Annotated in this window: 14 protein-coding genes; 7 read left to right on the top strand and 7 right to left on the bottom strand. The window is 42.5% G+C overall.

The genetic code is table 11. From position 1 onward, the window contains the following. Window positions 1-69: 69 nt before the first annotated feature. From BM099_RS12220 to BM099_RS12210, 3 genes are all read right to left on the bottom strand, one after another. Window positions 70-2,706 carry a TRAP transporter permease gene (locus BM099_RS12220; RefSeq protein WP_090728413.1) on the bottom strand — a complete coding sequence of 879 codons (2,637 nt, stop codon included), beginning with the start codon at window positions 2,704-2,706 and terminating at the stop codon, window positions 70-72. A 72-nt stretch (window positions 2,707-2,778) separates the two neighbouring features. Then, on the bottom strand, window positions 2,779-3,768 hold the full coding sequence (locus BM099_RS12215) for a TAXI family TRAP transporter solute-binding subunit (RefSeq protein WP_090728412.1): 990 nt from the start codon (window positions 3,766-3,768) through the stop codon (window positions 2,779-2,781). Window positions 3,769-3,810: 42 nt separating this feature from the next. Next, a complete protein-coding gene (locus tag BM099_RS12210) occupies window positions 3,811-5,106 on the bottom strand; it encodes an aminotransferase class V-fold PLP-dependent enzyme (RefSeq protein ID WP_090728411.1) in 1,296 nt (431 codons plus the stop codon). 451 nt (window positions 5,107-5,557) lie between these two features. Between BM099_RS12210 and BM099_RS12205 the strand changes: the two genes are divergently transcribed. From BM099_RS12205 to BM099_RS12195, 3 genes are all read left to right on the top strand, one after another. Further along, window positions 5,558-6,463, top strand: coding sequence for a LysR family transcriptional regulator (locus tag BM099_RS12205; protein WP_090728410.1), 906 nt, complete (start codon window positions 5,558-5,560; stop codon window positions 6,461-6,463). A 664-nt stretch (window positions 6,464-7,127) separates the two neighbouring features. Beyond that, window positions 7,128-7,721, top strand: coding sequence for a hypothetical protein (locus BM099_RS20325; protein WP_143083769.1), 594 nt, complete (start codon window positions 7,128-7,130; stop codon window positions 7,719-7,721). Window positions 7,722-7,994: 273 nt separating this feature from the next. Further along, the gene (locus tag BM099_RS12195) at window positions 7,995-8,534 is read left to right on the top strand and encodes a hypothetical protein (RefSeq protein WP_090728408.1); all 540 of its coding nucleotides are present in this window, start codon (window positions 7,995-7,997) and stop codon (window positions 8,532-8,534) included. A 574-nt stretch (window positions 8,535-9,108) separates the two neighbouring features. Here the strand turns inward: BM099_RS12195 and BM099_RS12190 are convergent. The 4 genes from BM099_RS12190 to BM099_RS12175 all read right to left on the bottom strand — a co-directional run bounded on the left by BM099_RS12190 (window position 9,109) and on the right by BM099_RS12175 (window position 12,347). Next, entirely contained in the window at window positions 9,109-9,462 is a 354-nt protein-coding gene (locus tag BM099_RS12190) for a hypothetical protein (RefSeq protein ID WP_090728407.1), read from the bottom strand. A gap of 864 nt (window positions 9,463-10,326) precedes the next feature. Beyond that, window positions 10,327-11,058: a hypothetical protein gene (locus BM099_RS12185; RefSeq protein ID WP_090728406.1), complete on the bottom strand. Its 732-nt coding sequence runs from the start codon at window positions 11,056-11,058 to the stop codon at window positions 10,327-10,329. Window positions 11,059-11,250: 192 nt separating this feature from the next. Then, window positions 11,251-11,856, bottom strand: a complete 606-nt coding sequence (locus BM099_RS12180) for a hypothetical protein (RefSeq protein WP_090728405.1) — start codon at window positions 11,854-11,856, stop codon at window positions 11,251-11,253. Between the two features lie 146 nt (window positions 11,857-12,002). Further along, window positions 12,003-12,347 carry a hypothetical protein gene (locus tag BM099_RS12175; RefSeq protein WP_090728404.1) on the bottom strand — a complete coding sequence of 115 codons (345 nt, stop codon included), beginning with the start codon at window positions 12,345-12,347 and terminating at the stop codon, window positions 12,003-12,005. 685 nt (window positions 12,348-13,032) lie between these two features. Here BM099_RS12175 and BM099_RS12170 point away from each other — a divergent pair. The 4 genes from BM099_RS12170 to BM099_RS12160 form a co-directional block, all read left to right on the top strand. Beyond that, on the top strand, window positions 13,033-16,602 hold the full coding sequence (locus BM099_RS12170) for an SIR2 family NAD-dependent protein deacylase (RefSeq protein WP_090728403.1): 3,570 nt from the start codon (window positions 13,033-13,035) through the stop codon (window positions 16,600-16,602). Window positions 16,603-16,849: 247 nt separating this feature from the next. Next, on the top strand, window positions 16,850-17,443 hold the full coding sequence (locus BM099_RS12165) for a TIR domain-containing protein (RefSeq protein WP_090728402.1): 594 nt from the start codon (window positions 16,850-16,852) through the stop codon (window positions 17,441-17,443). A gap of 20 nt (window positions 17,444-17,463) precedes the next feature. Beyond that, entirely contained in the window at window positions 17,464-17,610 is a 147-nt protein-coding gene (locus BM099_RS20440; protein ID WP_177201167.1) for a hypothetical protein, read from the top strand. A gap of 56 nt (window positions 17,611-17,666) precedes the next feature. Next, window positions 17,667-17,893, top strand: a 227-nt coding sequence (locus BM099_RS12160) for a transposase (protein ID WP_143083768.1), incomplete at its 3' end; no start/stop codon positions are given.

Here is a 17,893-nt window from a genome sequence, read left to right as displayed (position 1 = left end):
TCTTATAAACCTGATAACTCACTACGATAGCAAGTTACCAGGTGATTTATAGAACAGCTTAGCCAGAAGCTAGCTAGCATTTGCCGGATTACTTATCGCTGCTGAAGGCTTTTTACGGCGTCGCTGCAGTAAGACAATCAAGGCAAATATGGCCATTGCGGGTATGTACATCCACTCCTTAGCAGGCTGTGCTTGTGGCACATCCACCGCCGTAATAACCTGATCAAAATCCAGTCCGGCTTTTTCTGCAGCGCTGTCAAACCCAATGGAATCAACGATAGTCTTACCATTCTTGGTGAGTAAACCTAAGCCTGCTGATTCCAATCGTGATGCCCCATCTTCCCCCTCACCTAATAGCATACTGGCCATAAATGAGCGGTCGTCACCCACCGCATCTTCACCCTTAATCCAGAGGCGCAACTCAGTGCCTGCCACCATCGAGTCTGCCGCTTGAGTAAGCTCTGTAGCTGCAATTTGCTTATGAGGCGGTACGATTTGATCCATCCAGAAACCCGGACGGAAAAGCGAAAACGCGATTAATATCAACACCAGTGACTCATACCAACGGTTGCGCACGATAAAGAAGCCTTGCGTGGCCGCGGTAAATATCAGTATGGCGACCGTGGCAACAATAAAGACCATTATCCCTTGAAGCCACGTCACATTAATCAGCAAAAGATCGGTGTTGAAGATAAACAAGAACGGCAGAACGGCCGTACGCATACTGTAGTTGAAGGCAACAAACCCGGTACGAATCGGATCGCCACCGGACACCGCCGCCGCCGCAAACGACGCCAAACCGACCGGCGGCGTTACATCAGCCATAATACCGAAGTAAAATACGAACAAATGAACGGCAATCAATGGGACGATCAAGCCCGACTCTTGCCCGAGGGTGACTACGACCGGCGCTAATAACGATGAAACCACAATGTAGTTAGCGGTGGTGGGTAATCCCATCCCCAGAATCAGACTCAATATGGCTGTCAGAATCAGCATGAGTAACAAGTTACCCATTGAGAGAATCTCAACCAAATCCGCCAGTACAGAGCCCACACCGGTTTGCGATACTGCTCCCACAATAATACCGGCGGTTGCCGTGGCGATACCGATACCAATCATGTTACGGGCACCGACGATCAGCCCGTCAATCAGTTCATTAGCCCCTCTTCTCAGCTGTGTGCCGATCCCCCCTTGTCGGCGGAAAAATGCCATTAAAGGTCGTTGTGTCACCAGTATAAAGATCATCAACACGGTGGCCCAAAAAGCAGAAAGCCCCGGAGACAAACGTTCAATCATCAAGCACCATACCAGTACAACCACCGGCAATAGAAAGTGCAGACCGGACTTAACCGTTGGGCCCACTTCAGGAAGCTGAATCATCGGAGAATCAGGACTCTCTTTTTTCAGATCAGGCACGGCCGCTGCGTAACGCACTAAGTAGAGGTAAGTCACCGTTAATAATGCAGCAATCACCCATCCGGCATATTCACCAAAGGTAGGCTTAATCCAACCAATGCCATAGTAAACGACAGCGGCGATAACAGCCGTCACCATAAACCCGGTCAACAAGCCGATCACACGCAGGTGCCAGGGCTTGATCGCGCCACGACGTGGCAAACCCTGCATATCTAGTTTGAGCGCTTCCAAATGCACGATATATACCAGTGCAATATAAGAGATCAGTGCTGGCAAAAAGGCATGGGTAATAACATCGACATAAGAGATACCCACATATTCAACCATCAAAAATGCAGCGGCTCCCATGACCGGCGGCATAATCTGTCCGTTAACAGAAGACGCCACTTCAACCGCGCCTGCTTTTTCAGCCGAGAAACCCACACGTTTCATCATCGGAATGGTGAACGTACCGGTGGTGACCACATTGGCAATGGATGAGCCTGAGATAAGCCCGGTCAGACCTGAAGCAACGACTGCCGCTTTAGCCGGACCGCCACGCATGTGACCTAATAAGGAGAATGCGACCTGTATGAAGTAGTTACCTGCCCCTGCTTTATCTAACAGTGCGCCAAACAAAACAAACAGGAATACAAAACCGGAAGACACGCCAAGCGCAATACCAAAAACGCCTTCAGTGGTTAGCCATTGGTGATTGACAAGCTCTTTAAGTGTAACGCCTTTGTGGGCAATGATATCCGGCATATAAGGGCCGGCCAGTGAGTAGGTCAAAAATACAATCGCCACGATCATCAATGGCGGACCCAGTGTTCTGCGTGTCGCTTCGAGCAATAAGATAATCCCGGCAACAGAGACCACTAAATCTTGTGTATTGGGAAGGCCTGGGCGGCTCACGAGTTGATCATAAAACAGGAAGATATAGGAAGCACAAAAAGCAGCCACAACGCTGAGAATCATGTCATTAAGTGGGACACGATGGTGTGGTGAATGAGCAAGGGCCGGATAGGCCGTAAATGCCAGGAACGTAGCAAAACCCAAATGAATAGCACGGACTTCGGTGTCGTTGAAAATACCAAAGCTGCCGATGAGAGGCCAGTCATAAAAAGGTAGGGGTGATGCTATCCATAGTTGAAAAAGTGACCAGACGAGCGCGGTGCCTAATAGCAGTTTACCCTGCCAACCGTGCGGGATACGTGCGCCAGTATCACTGGCTGCGACCATATCTTGCAGTTCTTTTTCATCGAGTGCTGTTTGCGTGTTTTTGTTCTGTTGGTCTAAATCCGTCATATTCATCTCCCAACACTGGAATCAGGAATAAGAAAGAAGGGGTGTAACACCCCTTCTTTGGCTAGTCTTAAATTACATCCAGCCTTGTTCTTTGTAGTAACGAATAGCGCCTTCATGCAAAGGTGCAGACAAACCGTTAGCAATCATTTCTTTAGGATCCAAGTTGGCAAACGCAGGGTGCAGACGTTTAAAGTTATCGAAATTATCGAAGACCGCTTTGACTATTTGGTAAACAATATCGGCATCAACCTGCGCTGAAGAAACCATTGTAGCTGCGTTACCAAAGGTATCTATGTCGTTGTCATTACCTCTGTAAAGACCACCCTTAATTACTGCTGGAGCGTAGAAAGCATTTTCAGCGATGAGTTTATCGATAACAGGGCCTGTCACTGGAATCAGTTTTGTATCACAAGACGTCGTTGCTTCTTTAATGATGCCCGATGGATGGCCTACATTTGACAATATGACATCAAGTTTGTTATCACACAGCGCCTGAGACTGCTCAGATGATTTAAGTTCAGCTGCCAACTTGAAAGAATCGCGGGTCCAGCCTTTTTCAGCCATGATAACTTCCATCGTGCCGCGGGTTCCCGAACCTGGATTATTCAGATTAACTCGCTTGCCGACCAGATCATCAAACGTTTCAACGCCTGAATCGGCACGGGCAACCACAGTGAATGGCTCACTATGAATGGAGAACAAGGCACGTAGGTCTTCAAATTTACCTTGTTCGATAAAAGAATCATGTTTAGTGCCGTTAAGGGCATAAAACTGCCAATCTGATTGGGCTACTCCCAGATCCAACTGGCTTTGACGGATAGCATTGATATTGGCAACCGACCCTCCCGTTGATGGTGCTGTACACTTAATACCATGCTCATCTGTGCCACGGTTAACCAAACGACACATTGACTGACCAACAACATAGTAAACACCGGTCTGACCACCCGTACCGATAGTCACATAGCTTTGCTCTGCGTTGGCTGTCGTAACGCTGAGAGAGGCGGCCAAACTAATAGCCGTTGAAATGATTAGTTTTGAAAGCTTATTTTTTGTTGTCATGCGATTTCATCCTTATTTTTTATCAAAAAGTGAATGTTTCTTTTATTTTTTTAAAATTTCTAGAAGCTGTTCCAGAAAAAACTCAACCTCCTCTTTGGTGTTGTAGTGAGCCATGGAAAACCGGGCTACAGATTCAAGACCAAGCGGGCGTAGAATATTGCCGGAGTAGAGGTCATTTGACCGCGCGTGAATACGTATCCCACGCCCATCCAGTGCAGATACAAGATTGGCGGCGTCCCAGCCCTCGACACCAAATGAAACAACACCTTCGCGTTGATTAATGTCAGTGGTACCAACGACTGTCACGCCTTCCATATTTAAAAGGCCCTTGTACTTATTATTACCGTTCAGAAGCGTCGAAATCAGTGCATGCTCATGCTGAAGCATCGCCTTACCCGCTGCACGAAGTTGATCTCTGGTACTTGGTTCTTGGGTAAACTGTTGACCCAACCAAGCAAGATATTTGACTACTTCTGTAATAGCCGCCAATGCAGACGGGTCACGACTACCAAGCTCCCATACGTTATCTGGTTTACCTATCAGCCGATCATGAGGTATGCGGCTCATTCGCTCGGAGAGCCATGCATATCCGTTATTAAATTTGGAGTACACCTTGTATAGCGATAAGACGTAAGCATCTGCACCATAATCTTCCACATCCAGATAGCCATGGGGAGCATGCTGTATACCATCTACAATAATAAAGCACTCAGGAGCAGTAGCTCGAATCGCGTCAATGATTGCCTTTACATCCATTACCACTCCGGTCACGGGGTTTGTGTGGATAACCGTAGCAACACGCGTGTCGGGGCGAACACAAGACGCGTAATCCTGAGCACTGACAACACCACTTTTAGTATCGAAAGGTACCTCAACCCATTCCCTTGAAGTATTCTCGGCCCAGAGTTGAGTAGCACTATAAGTTGAAGGATGCTCGACAGCACTGGATAAAATAGAGCCTCCTGCGGGCGCTGCAACCGCAGCACTTCTTACCAATCGGAATAGGCACTCTGAACCCGTTTCTCCACCGAAGACGACCCCACTTTTTGCACCGAAAAGCATTCGCAGGTTATCCAGCCCTTCCTCAACAACAACACTCATTGCTATAGAAGCTGCATTATTTCGGTGCTCATTGTCCGGCACTGCACCTAATTCAGCAGTACGTTCAATGACAGACTTCAACGTCAAAGACCCACCCGCACTTTCAAAATAGATCCGCTTACCGGCATACGGGCATTGATCGACATAATGGAATTGTGAACGGATCTGCTCCAGCAGATCTGCGTTCAGTGGCGAAGTGTAAAGCTCTTCATTAGTTATCGAGTGGACGTTCTTCATGGATAAACCCTGCTGATTATTATGGTGGATATAAAGCAAGTGCTCGACCGAGATTTTTCCAGATGCTGTATAACCTTGGAAACAGTCTAAAAAAACAAAAACATAAAAAAAAGCGAATAGTTAGAATGCTTTTGCATTCCTTTTTTTCAACAGTTGTCGTTTATTGACATCACCTTTACCGACTCTCGTCATCAAATCCTTTGCCATTTAGATGCAGTCTCAATTCAATTCAAGCAAAGGAGTAGTTAAGATCCATTTATGAACTTCTTATAATTAGCCTTAGACTAACCATCGAAAAAAGTGATATATATTTAACTTAACACATCTCTTTTAAGAAAATAATTATTGCTAATAACCAGACGGCACAATGTTTAGACATATCTCAGAATATTCAGTGTCTTGACTCAAGTTACGCAATGCGGTTTTTAAAGAATAAAAAGGCGATCAGGTAATGATTACATTCAAACAAATTGAAGCTCTGTACTGGATATCGGAATTGGGTAATTTTGCAGCAGCAGCCGAAAAACTACATACGACGCAGTCTGCAATTTCAAAGCGGATCAACGAGTTAGAAGCAGCTTTCGGCATGTCAGTTTTTGATCGTACTCGGCGCACTGCCAGACTTACGGAAAAAGGCAGCGAGCTATTACTTATGGCGAAAGATCTGATTGAGATGCGAGACGAAATGCTTGAGCGTATGGCTAACCCGAAAGTTCTGCATAAGCGCTTTCGGATTGGTGTGACGGAACTGACGGCACTAACCTGGTTACCGAAATTGGTAAAGATGATAGAAGAGAACTATCCACGCCTAATTCTCGAGCCGCAGGTTGAACTCAGTTCAGTGTTGTTCGATAAGATGAGTGATGATTTACTAGACTTTATTATCGTCCCTGATATTCATGAAGACGCACGTTTTAAAGTGCAACCACTCGGATCGGTGGAAAATGCTTGGATGTGTACTCCCGGTTACACAGATATTCAGGGTCCAATGGCGTTGCAAGATATTGCTCAGTTTAATGTGCTGATGCAGGGTTCGCGGTCGGGTACAGGGCTTATCTACGATCGGTGGTTTTCTCAAAATAAAGTGCAAACCAGCCAGGCACTGATCAGCAGCAATCTGATTGCACAGCTAGGCCTGACATTATCCGGTTTTGGCATCACCTACCTACCACTGAAGGCAATGAGTTCATTAATTGAACAAGGACAGCTTCGAACCCTAGACATTAACCCCAAACTTCCTCAGGTTCGATATGCTGCTATTTACCGTGCAGATCGAGACTCACAACTCTACAAGGACGTAGCCGATTACGCTAAGCAAGCCTGTGATTTTAATCGATTCCTGTTAAGTGGTTATTAGCTACTTATGTTTCTTCCCTATTAGGGTGCTGGATACCTATACCTTAAGAGTTATCACTGCTCCTTTGCGCCCAAGAAAATAGAATGGTCGTCTCTTTCTCAGATGGCATCTAAGTGCCAAATATAGTCATTCAAGCTTAAATATCTATACTTAGATTGTTTAGGTTATGTGCTCGGTCCTCGTTAATTTTAGCCAGCTATTTTATTGCCGCTTAGTCATGCGTTAAACGTAAAACATCCGTAAAATTCCCTCGACACCTTTTGATTTACCATTTCCGCAATGAATATAACCTGCTTTGTTTCCTGCAATAGGCGGGTTGTTTATACCCCATATCCGCTCAATAGTTACTCTCATTAATAAATCTCTGATTATCCTTAAAAAAATTATATTTTTTTGTGATTGTTTGCTGAGGATTATGGGGGAATTTTGACCCGCTTAGGTAAATAAACGATGAGCTTCTATTAGATATTCCTATATATTTCAACTCATTAGGCAATGAGGACTATTGGCACGTAACTTGTATTGGCAGTTATAAGCAGTGACGAGAATCATTTGAGCCAGTGAGGCTTAGTACTGATGTATCCGATACTTTTCGTGTTTACCACAATTGACTGGAGTTGGCGGCCTAAGGCCGCAACTGATCTAGGCGTTAGGGGATAGTTGAATGGCAACCTGTAACGTATGTTCAGGTCAATGTTTTTTACCATCTGGCCGTTACCACGATTGTTATTCATGTGGCGGCAGAGGCTATGGTTCAAGCACAGATCAAGCTTGCTCTGCATGCGCTGGAAGCGGCAAATCATCTAGTGAAATAACAGAGCCTTGTTGGCAATGTAATGCAACTGGAGTTGTTGTTGACCCTCCTTCCTATGCTACACCGGCAAGGAGTGGCAACAAAACCGATAAGACTGGCTCCGGGTCTACTACTTCCGGCGTAACTTCGTCCAAATCGAAAAAAACAAATAAGAAAGAGGATATTTCAGACACAGTTTGTGGCTTGTCTTTCCTTATCGCAGCTATTGTCGGCTTCGTCGTGTATAGCGAAAAAAATGACATTGTTGAATCGTTAATCTCAAGTGTAATCACTTTTTTTGCCGCCGCGGCTCTACTCTACGTCGGCTACTACATTCTGAAGGCGGTTATAGCGGTCTTAAAAGTACTACTTGTTATCGCTTTTTGGTTTGCTGTAGCAGTTTTCGTTGGTAATTTCCTAGAATTTGAATGGGCAGTAGAAATTGTATCGAATATCCCAAAATGACCCCTAATTACAATGTCAGCCTTTATATCTACATATGTATACTGATCGCCTGCTTTTGGTCGTGGATTTTAATTCATTTTTTTCCGAGTAGACGCTTACGCTTTTTCACAAACAAAAAAGATGCACGCTGCGAACCCCTGGTCTCAACAACAATTCTGGTATGGAGTTTCTGCGGTTGTGGACGGCATTTTTCCACAGCCTCGATAAGCATAAAAGTGCTGACAACCGTTTTAACGATCACGAAAAATAGAACAGCCAGGCAAAGGAGTTTTTATGAATAACATGCTATTTCCGTGTTACCTTTTGGTTTTGTTACTTACTTGTAGTAATGCAGTTTTTGCAGCCACACTCTCTTATCGCGACAAGGCAGACCGATGCTCTGAGCATGGATACGAGCTCTGTTGGCGCTTTTGTCTTGTGGCAGCTAAGCAACAAGCCGCAGGTCAAACAGTTAAATTAGGAAAGCAGTGTGATGCTGAACACAATAAACAATTTACGCATACACCTTATCAATCGAAAACCGATCAAGATTACCTTCCTTCGGATTCGGCATGGCTTGGTAATTATGTCGTAGGCATATATCGTCGTGATGCTGGTCGGCATAGACATGTCATTGATGCACCATCCAATTCGGAATGGAAAGAAAAATGTGCAGGTATAGCGCGTATTGAGCCATCAATAATCAAGTCACTAATGGAAAATGGAAAAAAGTTGCAGAAAGGAGTTAAAGTTCGTGTGAGCAAAATACAAATATCTGCAACGTCCGGAAATTCATTTTCATGCAAAGCTGGAAAGATTGATGTACTAGATTAACCTTAAAAAAGATTAGTTCAGATAAAAACGCCTGATCAGGTAACCGAGGAACCCTCAGCCCCCACAACACCCTTCAGGCGGGGATTCCGGGACAGTTTACTTAACTCCTCAGCGCTGGTGCATAAACTATATTCAACAAAGATGTATCAAGTACAAAGTGCAAAACAATGGCCAGAATGGTTCGAGCGGTTATTTCAAAATTCCCTGACCATATTACTCAACTTGCAACCGCCGCCAGTATAAATGGGACAGAGTAGAATGGCGCTAAGTTAAGCCTGTTTGGACCGATACCTGCACTTATGTTTTATCGCTATCATTTCATGTAGCGGTTGATTTAATAATTGGAATGTTTTGGCCTTCGTTTGACCGGTTAGGGTCGCTTTGCGGCTTAAAGGGCTCTGTGCCAAGCAAGATAAACCGTTTGTGCAGGTTCGTGCTCCGTAGGGGGGCGCTGATTGCCATTTCTGGCTTACGAATACGTACACGATTTTAAATCTTTGACCCGCTCTGGGTCACAGGCACAAAAAAGGCTCCCATCATTTTTGATGGGAGCCTTTTTTAAAACTAGCTTAAATTAAACAGCTTTTTTAGCAGGCGCTTTAGCGGCTGAAGTGCTTTCAGACAGGATAGCCTGAACTTCAGCAAAGTAAGCCTGGCTGCTTGCTACAGATGCTTGAGCTTCGGTCTGTAGCGCTTCAAGGTTTGCCTTAGCTTCTTCAGATTTCGTGTTAACAAAAGAAGTTAGTGCTTCAACGTCTTTAATTGACGAAAGGGCTTTAAAATCAGCTTGTGCTTGAGCAATTTGTTTCTCAGCGGTCGCTTTCTGAAGCTCGAATGCCTTAGTGAAAGTTGCTGTGTTTAGTTCTACCAGTTTCTGTACAGGAGCGCTAAAAGCAGAGAAGTCAGCAGTAGGAAGATTATTGAACATGATGTATACCCATATAGAAAAGTAGTTGATGGATGAATAGTATAGCGCTCTATGCTGCAATGCAACATATTTATATTTATTAGTTACTATTTTCTGCTAACTCTTTAAAAATAAAGGACATATATAAATATGTTTTTTTTGTGCAGATGCAATCCTGCGTAGCGTAGGTTGCAGGCTAACGTTTACAGTTTTGTTTTGCTCCTCTCGGTGGCGCAGTAACAAAAGATCAGACCATCGCCAGTTTAGGGTCGACACCTACCACGCTCTTCCGCTCACTCAACGTTCGCTTTCAGGAGTTTAGAGGCTGTGCAAGGGCTGTTAGTCTTGGGATTCAACGGTCATAACGCGATCCATTTTAAGACTGGCAAACGTAAAAAGATTTTTTACGCGGTAATGTTTGAGGTTACGTCGATACATAGCACTGCCACCATCTTCATAATTTCACTACAAAAATAATGCTTATGGGGAAAATTATGCAAACTTGTATAGGTTTTAGGCAGACTTATGCTGGAAACGACACTTGAGCTAAGCTGAGGGTTCTGGCCATGTGCTCCACCTTGTGTACCACTAAGGCGTACAACAGCAGTTTTACACTAGAAACTTAAGTAAATCAGACATTTTGTCGTTTGCACCGAAAGTCTGCATAAACGATAACTGTAAAACAACAAGTTACGGGGGAATATGCAGCATAAGTTTGCATAAAAATGTAGTGAAAGATTGCATAAAGTTACCCACGAAAAAACCTAGAACCCATTTTGTAATTATACTACATGTGAAAAATATAACCTGAGGCGATATTCAGCCTTAGTGTAACGTCAGTAATGGATGCTGAGGTTTAGGGGCAAAATTATAGACCAAGCTAAATTATTTTCCGTCCATTGGCCAAACTTCACCTCTGCCAAAGTCTTTTATACTTGGTGTATCAAGAGATAGGGCTTGTTCGTACTTTATGGCTCCTAAAAAACCCTCTTTGAATCGTCGAACAATGTAACCATCTAAAATATGACCATTTAGGCGACTAGAATCAGACCTTCTCCAGATATTAGGAACAGCAATTATTGTAACTTGGGCATAATGATTAATAAATTTAGTACTCATACATTGAGCTTTAAGAGCTAAAGAACTCGAATAGGATATTTCTAAATCAAGTATAGTATCACGATATTTTATTTTGAAATTACCAAGTAAAAAAATGAGACAGAAAACTAATTCTCTATAACTTTTATTATTCTTATTAATGTCTAGTTTTTTAATACCGAATGACTCAAATATCAAACTTAAATCTCGAATAATTTCATCATCACCTCCTATTCCTTCAAACCGAGGCACGCTCTCAGGGAGCCCCTGAGGTAACCTATAGTCATCTTCTAAATACTCCTCAAACTCCAACATAAGTTTATTAATGCTATTTATTACAATCCCTCTATCTTTTTGTTGGGGATGAGCAAGAAAATCGCCAAGCTCTCGAATGACACTCCCCTTTTTAGAGTAATCTCTTGCTAAAACAATAAATAGTGCCACATCATTTTGATCAAAACGCCTACTTATAAAGAGTTCATAAAATCGTCTTATGCTATACGTACAATATTTATTCATATTTTATTTATTGCTCGAAATTCTAATATTTTAATACTACACATGCGTGTTTTTTTGATATGATTTGCATTGTAGATTAACTTATTATCTACTCAACCATCTGATAAATAAAATTTTTTTACAGATGAACTAGAACAAATCTCTGCAAAATTAGAAGAAAATACTTGGGGACTGATTATAATTGTATGATTGTTATACATTGGTAACCTCCATATTTCTTCCTAACTCTACAGCTAAAGTGCGCAACTCGGAAATATCGCCATTCATTTCGCTAAAGAACAACCTTCCAGCTTCTCCGTTATATTTGAGGGCCATATGACTGTAGGTTTTTTCAAAGTCCCGATTCGTTGGATAACGAAGAACTTCATAGTATCCTTTGGCTGACGATTTATTTGAAACAAAGAATTCTTTTAAAAGCCCCTCATTTGGTGTTATGTACTTTTTAAAAAGGCTAGCCAAGCGGGCATGATCACTATAGCTTTTATTGAAATCTCTGAGCAGTTGCTCAATGTCGTGATTCAATTTCGGCTTCTTATTTGGGTGGTCATACAATACAAACCCTTTTAATAGAAGTTCTAGCGCATGATAAAAATTGTAGAAAATTGGCACAGCAATATTGAAATCACTCCAACGAGTAATTTCGTTATATCTTTCTATCGAGAGTTCCTCATCACTTACAACAGTCCACATATTTTCACTACTAACCGTTTCTGTTAATGATGCCTGAACGAGGTTCATGTAATACATAGAGTGGCGCCAAAATGAGAGGCTTCTGTTGTATTTTTCTTCAGTGTTCATTCGTTATCCATCGCTATAGACGCAATAACTCCCGCAATGCGTGGTTTTACTACCTTTACTTCTTATCAAAAACCGCGAAACTGTATAAAGTCCAGTAAGGCAATTTGTTAAGTAGCTTGACCACCTTGTCAGATAATTTCACGTAATTAAGAATCGGGAAGTTCAGAAGCTTCTGCTTGCGGAATGGCTTCCCATGTAACGGCTTTCCCAGAACGAAGTTGAGTCGGCTCTCCGCTTTCGATCGCTCTCAGAAAAAGGACGATATCTTCTTCCTTCACGTTTCGGTTTTCGATTGTTAAAGGATCACTTGGCCGAAACCAAATTCCCCCGACGCAACTCCAGATTCGGTTGTCTATATGAAGGGTATAAAAAGCGCCAATCGGATATGCACCATCGTTACGTATACCGTATCTTCGCGCTACTGCGGCGGTGAGCGGATAAATGACACCCTTTACGTTTCTTCGGTGTTCAGCAGTTGGTCTAAACGGCATAACTCCCCCTTGAGAAAGCACTCTTTCCTTGTTCGGTAGGCTTTTATGGCTATTCAGCCCATGATTTTAATACTGCGCATACGCGTTTAGCCGCATACTGCTTAGCGTGCATTAATTCAATAAAGGATTAATAAGAAAGATTTCCTGACTGCAGCTGTCATTTTCCTCCGTTGAAAATATACATGTGCGTTTTAACGATATGAACTGACGCGATAACTTACCTGCACTTTATTACCTAAGCGATAATGCACAACTTCTTATCAAGTTACCAGAATAAACCAAATATCATGAGGTGCTATTAACAAGGAAATTCCCATGTAGGAATGAGCGTTTACTATTTCAAAATACTTGTTTACTAAATATGGGGCACTCTTGTATGAGGCCACCATCAGCTATGTAGCTCTATTTTTAGGGCCTTCAAAAAAGATGCTAATGAATCGCCACTAGTTTACTAGACAACTACTATGGTTCATTTAAGGTAAATTAGCCCTATAGCCTTGAAGCATAAGTCGCTTGAACCTGCGGGGTATGTGAAAGTTGATATTTCAATAGAACAACAGGCTACAATCAGAATTCCACATATAGTTTGATCCATTAGAAAAAGAGGGAGTGCTCTCCATACCACATGATGTTATTTGATTGATTTACCTGTATTTTATCGATAGGTAAAAACTAAGGAGCTGGTATGAATAAGGAAGTTACCGAAAACAAGAATATTATTAATTTGCCCGATTACACCACGTTGAAGAAACTCTCAGCGGCACTTTGGCAACAAGACAATGCATACCACGGCGCAGCCGTTATGGTGGGTGCAGGCTTCAGCAGAAGTGCGGCTTCTACTGGCGATATTAATAGCACACTGCCACTTTGGTACGATCTTTCTAAAATATTAGCAGAAGAGCTAGGTGCCAACAGTAATTCTGACCCCCTACGTCTAGCTGAAGAGTATAGCGCTTACTTTGGTAAGCAGGCACTTCTTGACCTGGTCAAGAAAGAGGTGAACGATGAAGCATGGATACCAGGCGAGCTCCATAAGCTTCTTCTTGAGTTCCCCTGGTCCGAGGTTTTAACTACCAACTGGGACACTTTACTTGAGTGCGCCTCAAAAAAGGTCCATCAACCCGTTTACAGTGTGGTTTCTAGGCAGGAAGACCTTTCTAGGTTTCGCTCCCCTCGTATTGTCAAATTACATGGAACTATCAACGTAACGGAAGATTTGATATTCACTCAAGAGGACTACCGAAAATACCCACAGAGCCATGCGGCTTTCGTCAATTTCACGAGACAAGTTTTCATTGAGAACGAACTCTGCCTGCTAGGATTTTCCGGCGATGACCCCAATTTTTTACAATGGACAGGCTGGGTAAGAGATCAGTTGGCAACAAACTCCCGCCGTATTTACCTTGTCGGAGCTCTAAACTTAACTGTTGCGAAAAGGAAATATCTTGAATCCATCAATATAGCGCCTATTGATTTAACTAAACTTGTCACACATTACGATAACCACGACACAAAACATTTAGAAGCAACTAAAATATTTTTTCAAACCTTGCAGCACCTCAAACCGAAACCTGTTTGGGAGTGGCATCCAACGCAATTACAGGGATCCACTATAACGACCGAAGAGCAGCAAAAAACCTTCAATAATCCAGAATATGCTGCAGCATTATTAGAAAAGCAGCTCCCGCTACTTGAAACAGATCGAAAGTCATATCCTGGCTGGTTAGTTTGCCCAAGTATGCTACGGCAACAATTACAGAGCCAAATTAACACCCCATTTCCTAGTGAAAAAAACCTATCTAAAATGGCCCCAGATAGCCGAGCAAAACTACTTTATGAAATCGCTTGGAGGGCTTCCGTCACTTATGACCTGGTTCGCTCATGGAATGTTAAAGAAATGCTTGAGATATGTGATCCAGCCAAACCTTGCGCGTTAACCAAAAAGCAACAGATGGAAATTGCTTTATTGTTGCTCAAGAGCACACGCTGGGCTACTGAGGGTGAATCCAAGAATATCAGAGAAACGACTATTGCAATCTTGGAGAGAGATACGAAGCATTGGCCAGAATCAGCAGATGAGCTTGCGTACTTTCAAGCCATAGTAGCGCGAGACAAGTTTGACTTTCCTTCTATCGAAAAGAACACACAGAAAATCACAAATCGAGATCCTATATGGAAGTTAAAAAAGGCATCTCTTTTAGCAGAAATGGGACGATTCGATGAAGGAAAGAAATTAATAGCAGGCGCATATCATGAGCTGCTCGGACAATATCGTAATGACCGCAACTCGATTTACATATTGTCGCGCCTTGCATGGGCAGAATGGTTATTACGTGGTGTAGAAATTTGGTCTCCAGAAACAAAGTACAGAGAACTCCCTTCACTTTACCAGAATATAAAATGCGCTCCACTAGATCATATCGAGTTTATTAAAGAGAAAATTGCCAAGGCATTAGAAAACCAACTTAAACGGGAAGAAATCGAACCATCCTTCGAACCAGGTAGATATAAAGATCATTCCAAAACAGTAACGTTCAATACCTCAGCACACCCTCTCTTGTTAATAGATGGCATTTTAGGTTCTGCTGGCATGCCTTTAAGATGGAATAACGTTAGCTTCATAACAGAAGCAGCATCCAGACTGGTTCAACTACACGATATAGATTTTATTCATCGCTTTTCTCTCGCCATCCGCGCAATGAACAGCGACCAATCACATGTGCTAACCGTAGTTTTTTCTCGTACTAATATAGCAAATTTAACGCAAAATGCTGCGGATTACCTCCTGGATCGCTGTATTCAAGCCATTAAATACTGGAGTTCAGAAGGGCTTACAATCGAAAAAAATAACACCCGTTATGCAATTGATCGCTTGCGTGTTTTTATCGAAGTTCTTGCCCGTGCTTCGGTGCGCGCAACACCAGAGCAAGCCAAGGTTGTTTTTCGATTAGCTACCGAGCTAGGAAATAATGAAAAGCTCAATCATTTTTGGCTGTTCGATGCGCTCAGTCATATGATCACTTACGCGCTCAAAAGTATTCCAAAGTCTCAGCACCACGAGTTGCTCTTTGAGGCGTTGTCGTTTCCGCTGCAAACAGAAACTAGTATAAGTAATCACGAAAACTGGCCTAATCCAGTGATTGAGTTCCCAGGGAATAGAAGTCAGAATAACGTTCTGGATCGTCGTATAGATGAAATTATTGATAGTATAGCCCCATGCGGTGCTAGAAGTTCTCCTGCTCTCATTCGCCTTCTTCCATTAATAATGGAGAATTTTTTAACGGCTATTGAACGGGATAGAATTGCCGAAAAAATATGGGGAAAATCTCCCGATTTCCAAAATATTCCTGAAACAGGGCTCCTGAAATACGTTCTGCTTAAACTCCCAAGTCAAAACCATAGTGCTGTAAGAAATCTTGTCAGGAAATTTCTTTTTGAAGCCTCTGACAGCAACCTCTTTTATCGAGGTTTATTGCTAGATATTATAAACGCAGCCACAGCAGAGGGAGAAAAAGAGTACCCAAATGAAGAGCAAGCGAGTATTAATTTTGAGCGACTTGTTGTTTGGCGAAAAATCCAAAAAGATGCAGATCCATTCGGATTCAACGATCAAGAAGAAATAGGCAGCCTGATTGGCGAGGCTCTTTCCAAATCAATAGTTCCTTCATTATCAACTACATTACTGACCGAAGAGAATTTCAAAAAGTTGTACTCCTTTTACGTTGAAGTGGGATCAGCAGAGACTATCATTGAAGCATTCCTCTACTTTGCGAAAGCAAATAATCACTTTGTGGAAAGAGTTGAGTCAATCATCAGGCAAGGTCTTCAAACTCAAAACGCGAATAAAATTGCTTATTCATCGTATGCACTATTGAAATGGAGAGATATAGGCAATTCTGAAACGACTACTAGGCTGACGTTAAGGTTAATTTATCTAATAGGGTCGCGTATAACCGGTTTGGCAGCCCTGCTTGGGACGGCCAACGAAATGTATAACAAGGACTACCTTTCTGGAAATGAGACAGAATCCTTAATTGAAGCGCTACCTATAATATTTGATAACACCGATTATCGAAATATATCACCTTCTAGCAAGGAAGCAGTGAGTGCATCATTGATTCGAGCAGCGATTGTTAGACTTACAAGGGACATACTGAAAACTACCCAATCTAAAAATAGTGAATTACTTCGAATACTACAAGAAGCCAAGAAAGATGCACTACCTGAAGTTCGATTTGCAGAGTTTGAAATGTAACATTAATTCACTTCCAGTAAAGGAAGCAGGGAGCTATCAACAATCATGACGCTCTCCATTTCCAAACTAAGTAAGTTTCAATTTTTTTTGCTCAAATTGTTTAAACGGATTAATGTTATAACCTTTAAATGAAGCTGAAAAAGTATTATGCAAAATAGATAAACCACAAAAATTTCTAGCTTGATCTATTATGTTTATGATTTTAATAGTGATTTATTCAAGGAATATTGGAAATGGAGTCCAGTAGATGAGTCAACGACACAAAGTATTTGTAAGTTACCACCACGCCAACGATCAAGCTTACCGGGATCAATTTGAAAGAATGTTTGTATATCATCACGATATTATGGTCTCTCACTCTGTCAGGATCGGAGACATCAATGAACACATGCAAGTTGATCGAATTCGCCAGATAATCCGTGATAAATATCTTCGAGACTCAACAGTTACAGTTGTCCTTATTGGATCCGAAACATGGAAACGTAAGCATGTAGACTGGGAGATTGGCGCTTCGCTTCGGCATACTCAGTACAGTCCTCGCTCTGGTCTTATCGGTATCCTTTTACCAAGCTACCAGCCTCCTAAACAGGGGTTGATGCAAAGTACCGGTTTCTTTAATACGACCAATAACCCTGACCGGAAATACTATGAAAAAACAATACCTCCTCGCTTAGTGAACAATGCCCTTGGGGATTTCGCAAAAATTTATGATTGGTCAAGTAACCCCAATGAAGTTCAGAAATGGATTCATGAGGCATTTCTGACCCGTACAAAAGTAATTCCCGATAATTCATTCCCAAATTTTGTAAATAACAGATCCAGGGTTGAGTGGCAACGCTAAGAAAATGAAAGGATACTCACATGAAATGGAGTGAATGGCTCGATAGCTGGGGAATGACTTCTCTTAAAATAAAAACGCCTTTTCTTGATGCTGAATGGAAACCGCAGGAACAAGATAAAGTTGCTGCATGGCAACTATATGGTAAGCGTCCGGTAAACCCATCTTGAGCCTGGTGCGGCAGGCGTCATGATAGTGTCCACTTATTCGTTAGTGGACACTATAAATGAACAACGTAAGCGTAACTCGCCCATACCGAAAACGCCGTCAATACACGCCTGAATTCAAAGCCCGGCTGGTTGCTGAAAGCCAGCACTCTGGCAAGTCTGTTTCACGCATCGCTTTGGATAATGACCTTAACACAAACCTGCTTCGACGCTGGATCAATGAATCGAAGGAAATGGATCAAGGCTCGTCGCCAGCCTTTGTACCAATTCGTTTGCCGGCAACGGT

Origin of the sequence: Neptunomonas qingdaonensis (genome assembly GCF_900113275.1) — a bacterium.
Taxonomy (GTDB): domain Bacteria; phylum Pseudomonadota; class Gammaproteobacteria; order Pseudomonadales; family Balneatricaceae; genus Neptunomonas; species Neptunomonas qingdaonensis.
The sequence above is the reverse complement of the archived record's forward strand: the minus strand, read 5'-3'. Positions and strand labels throughout refer to the sequence as shown.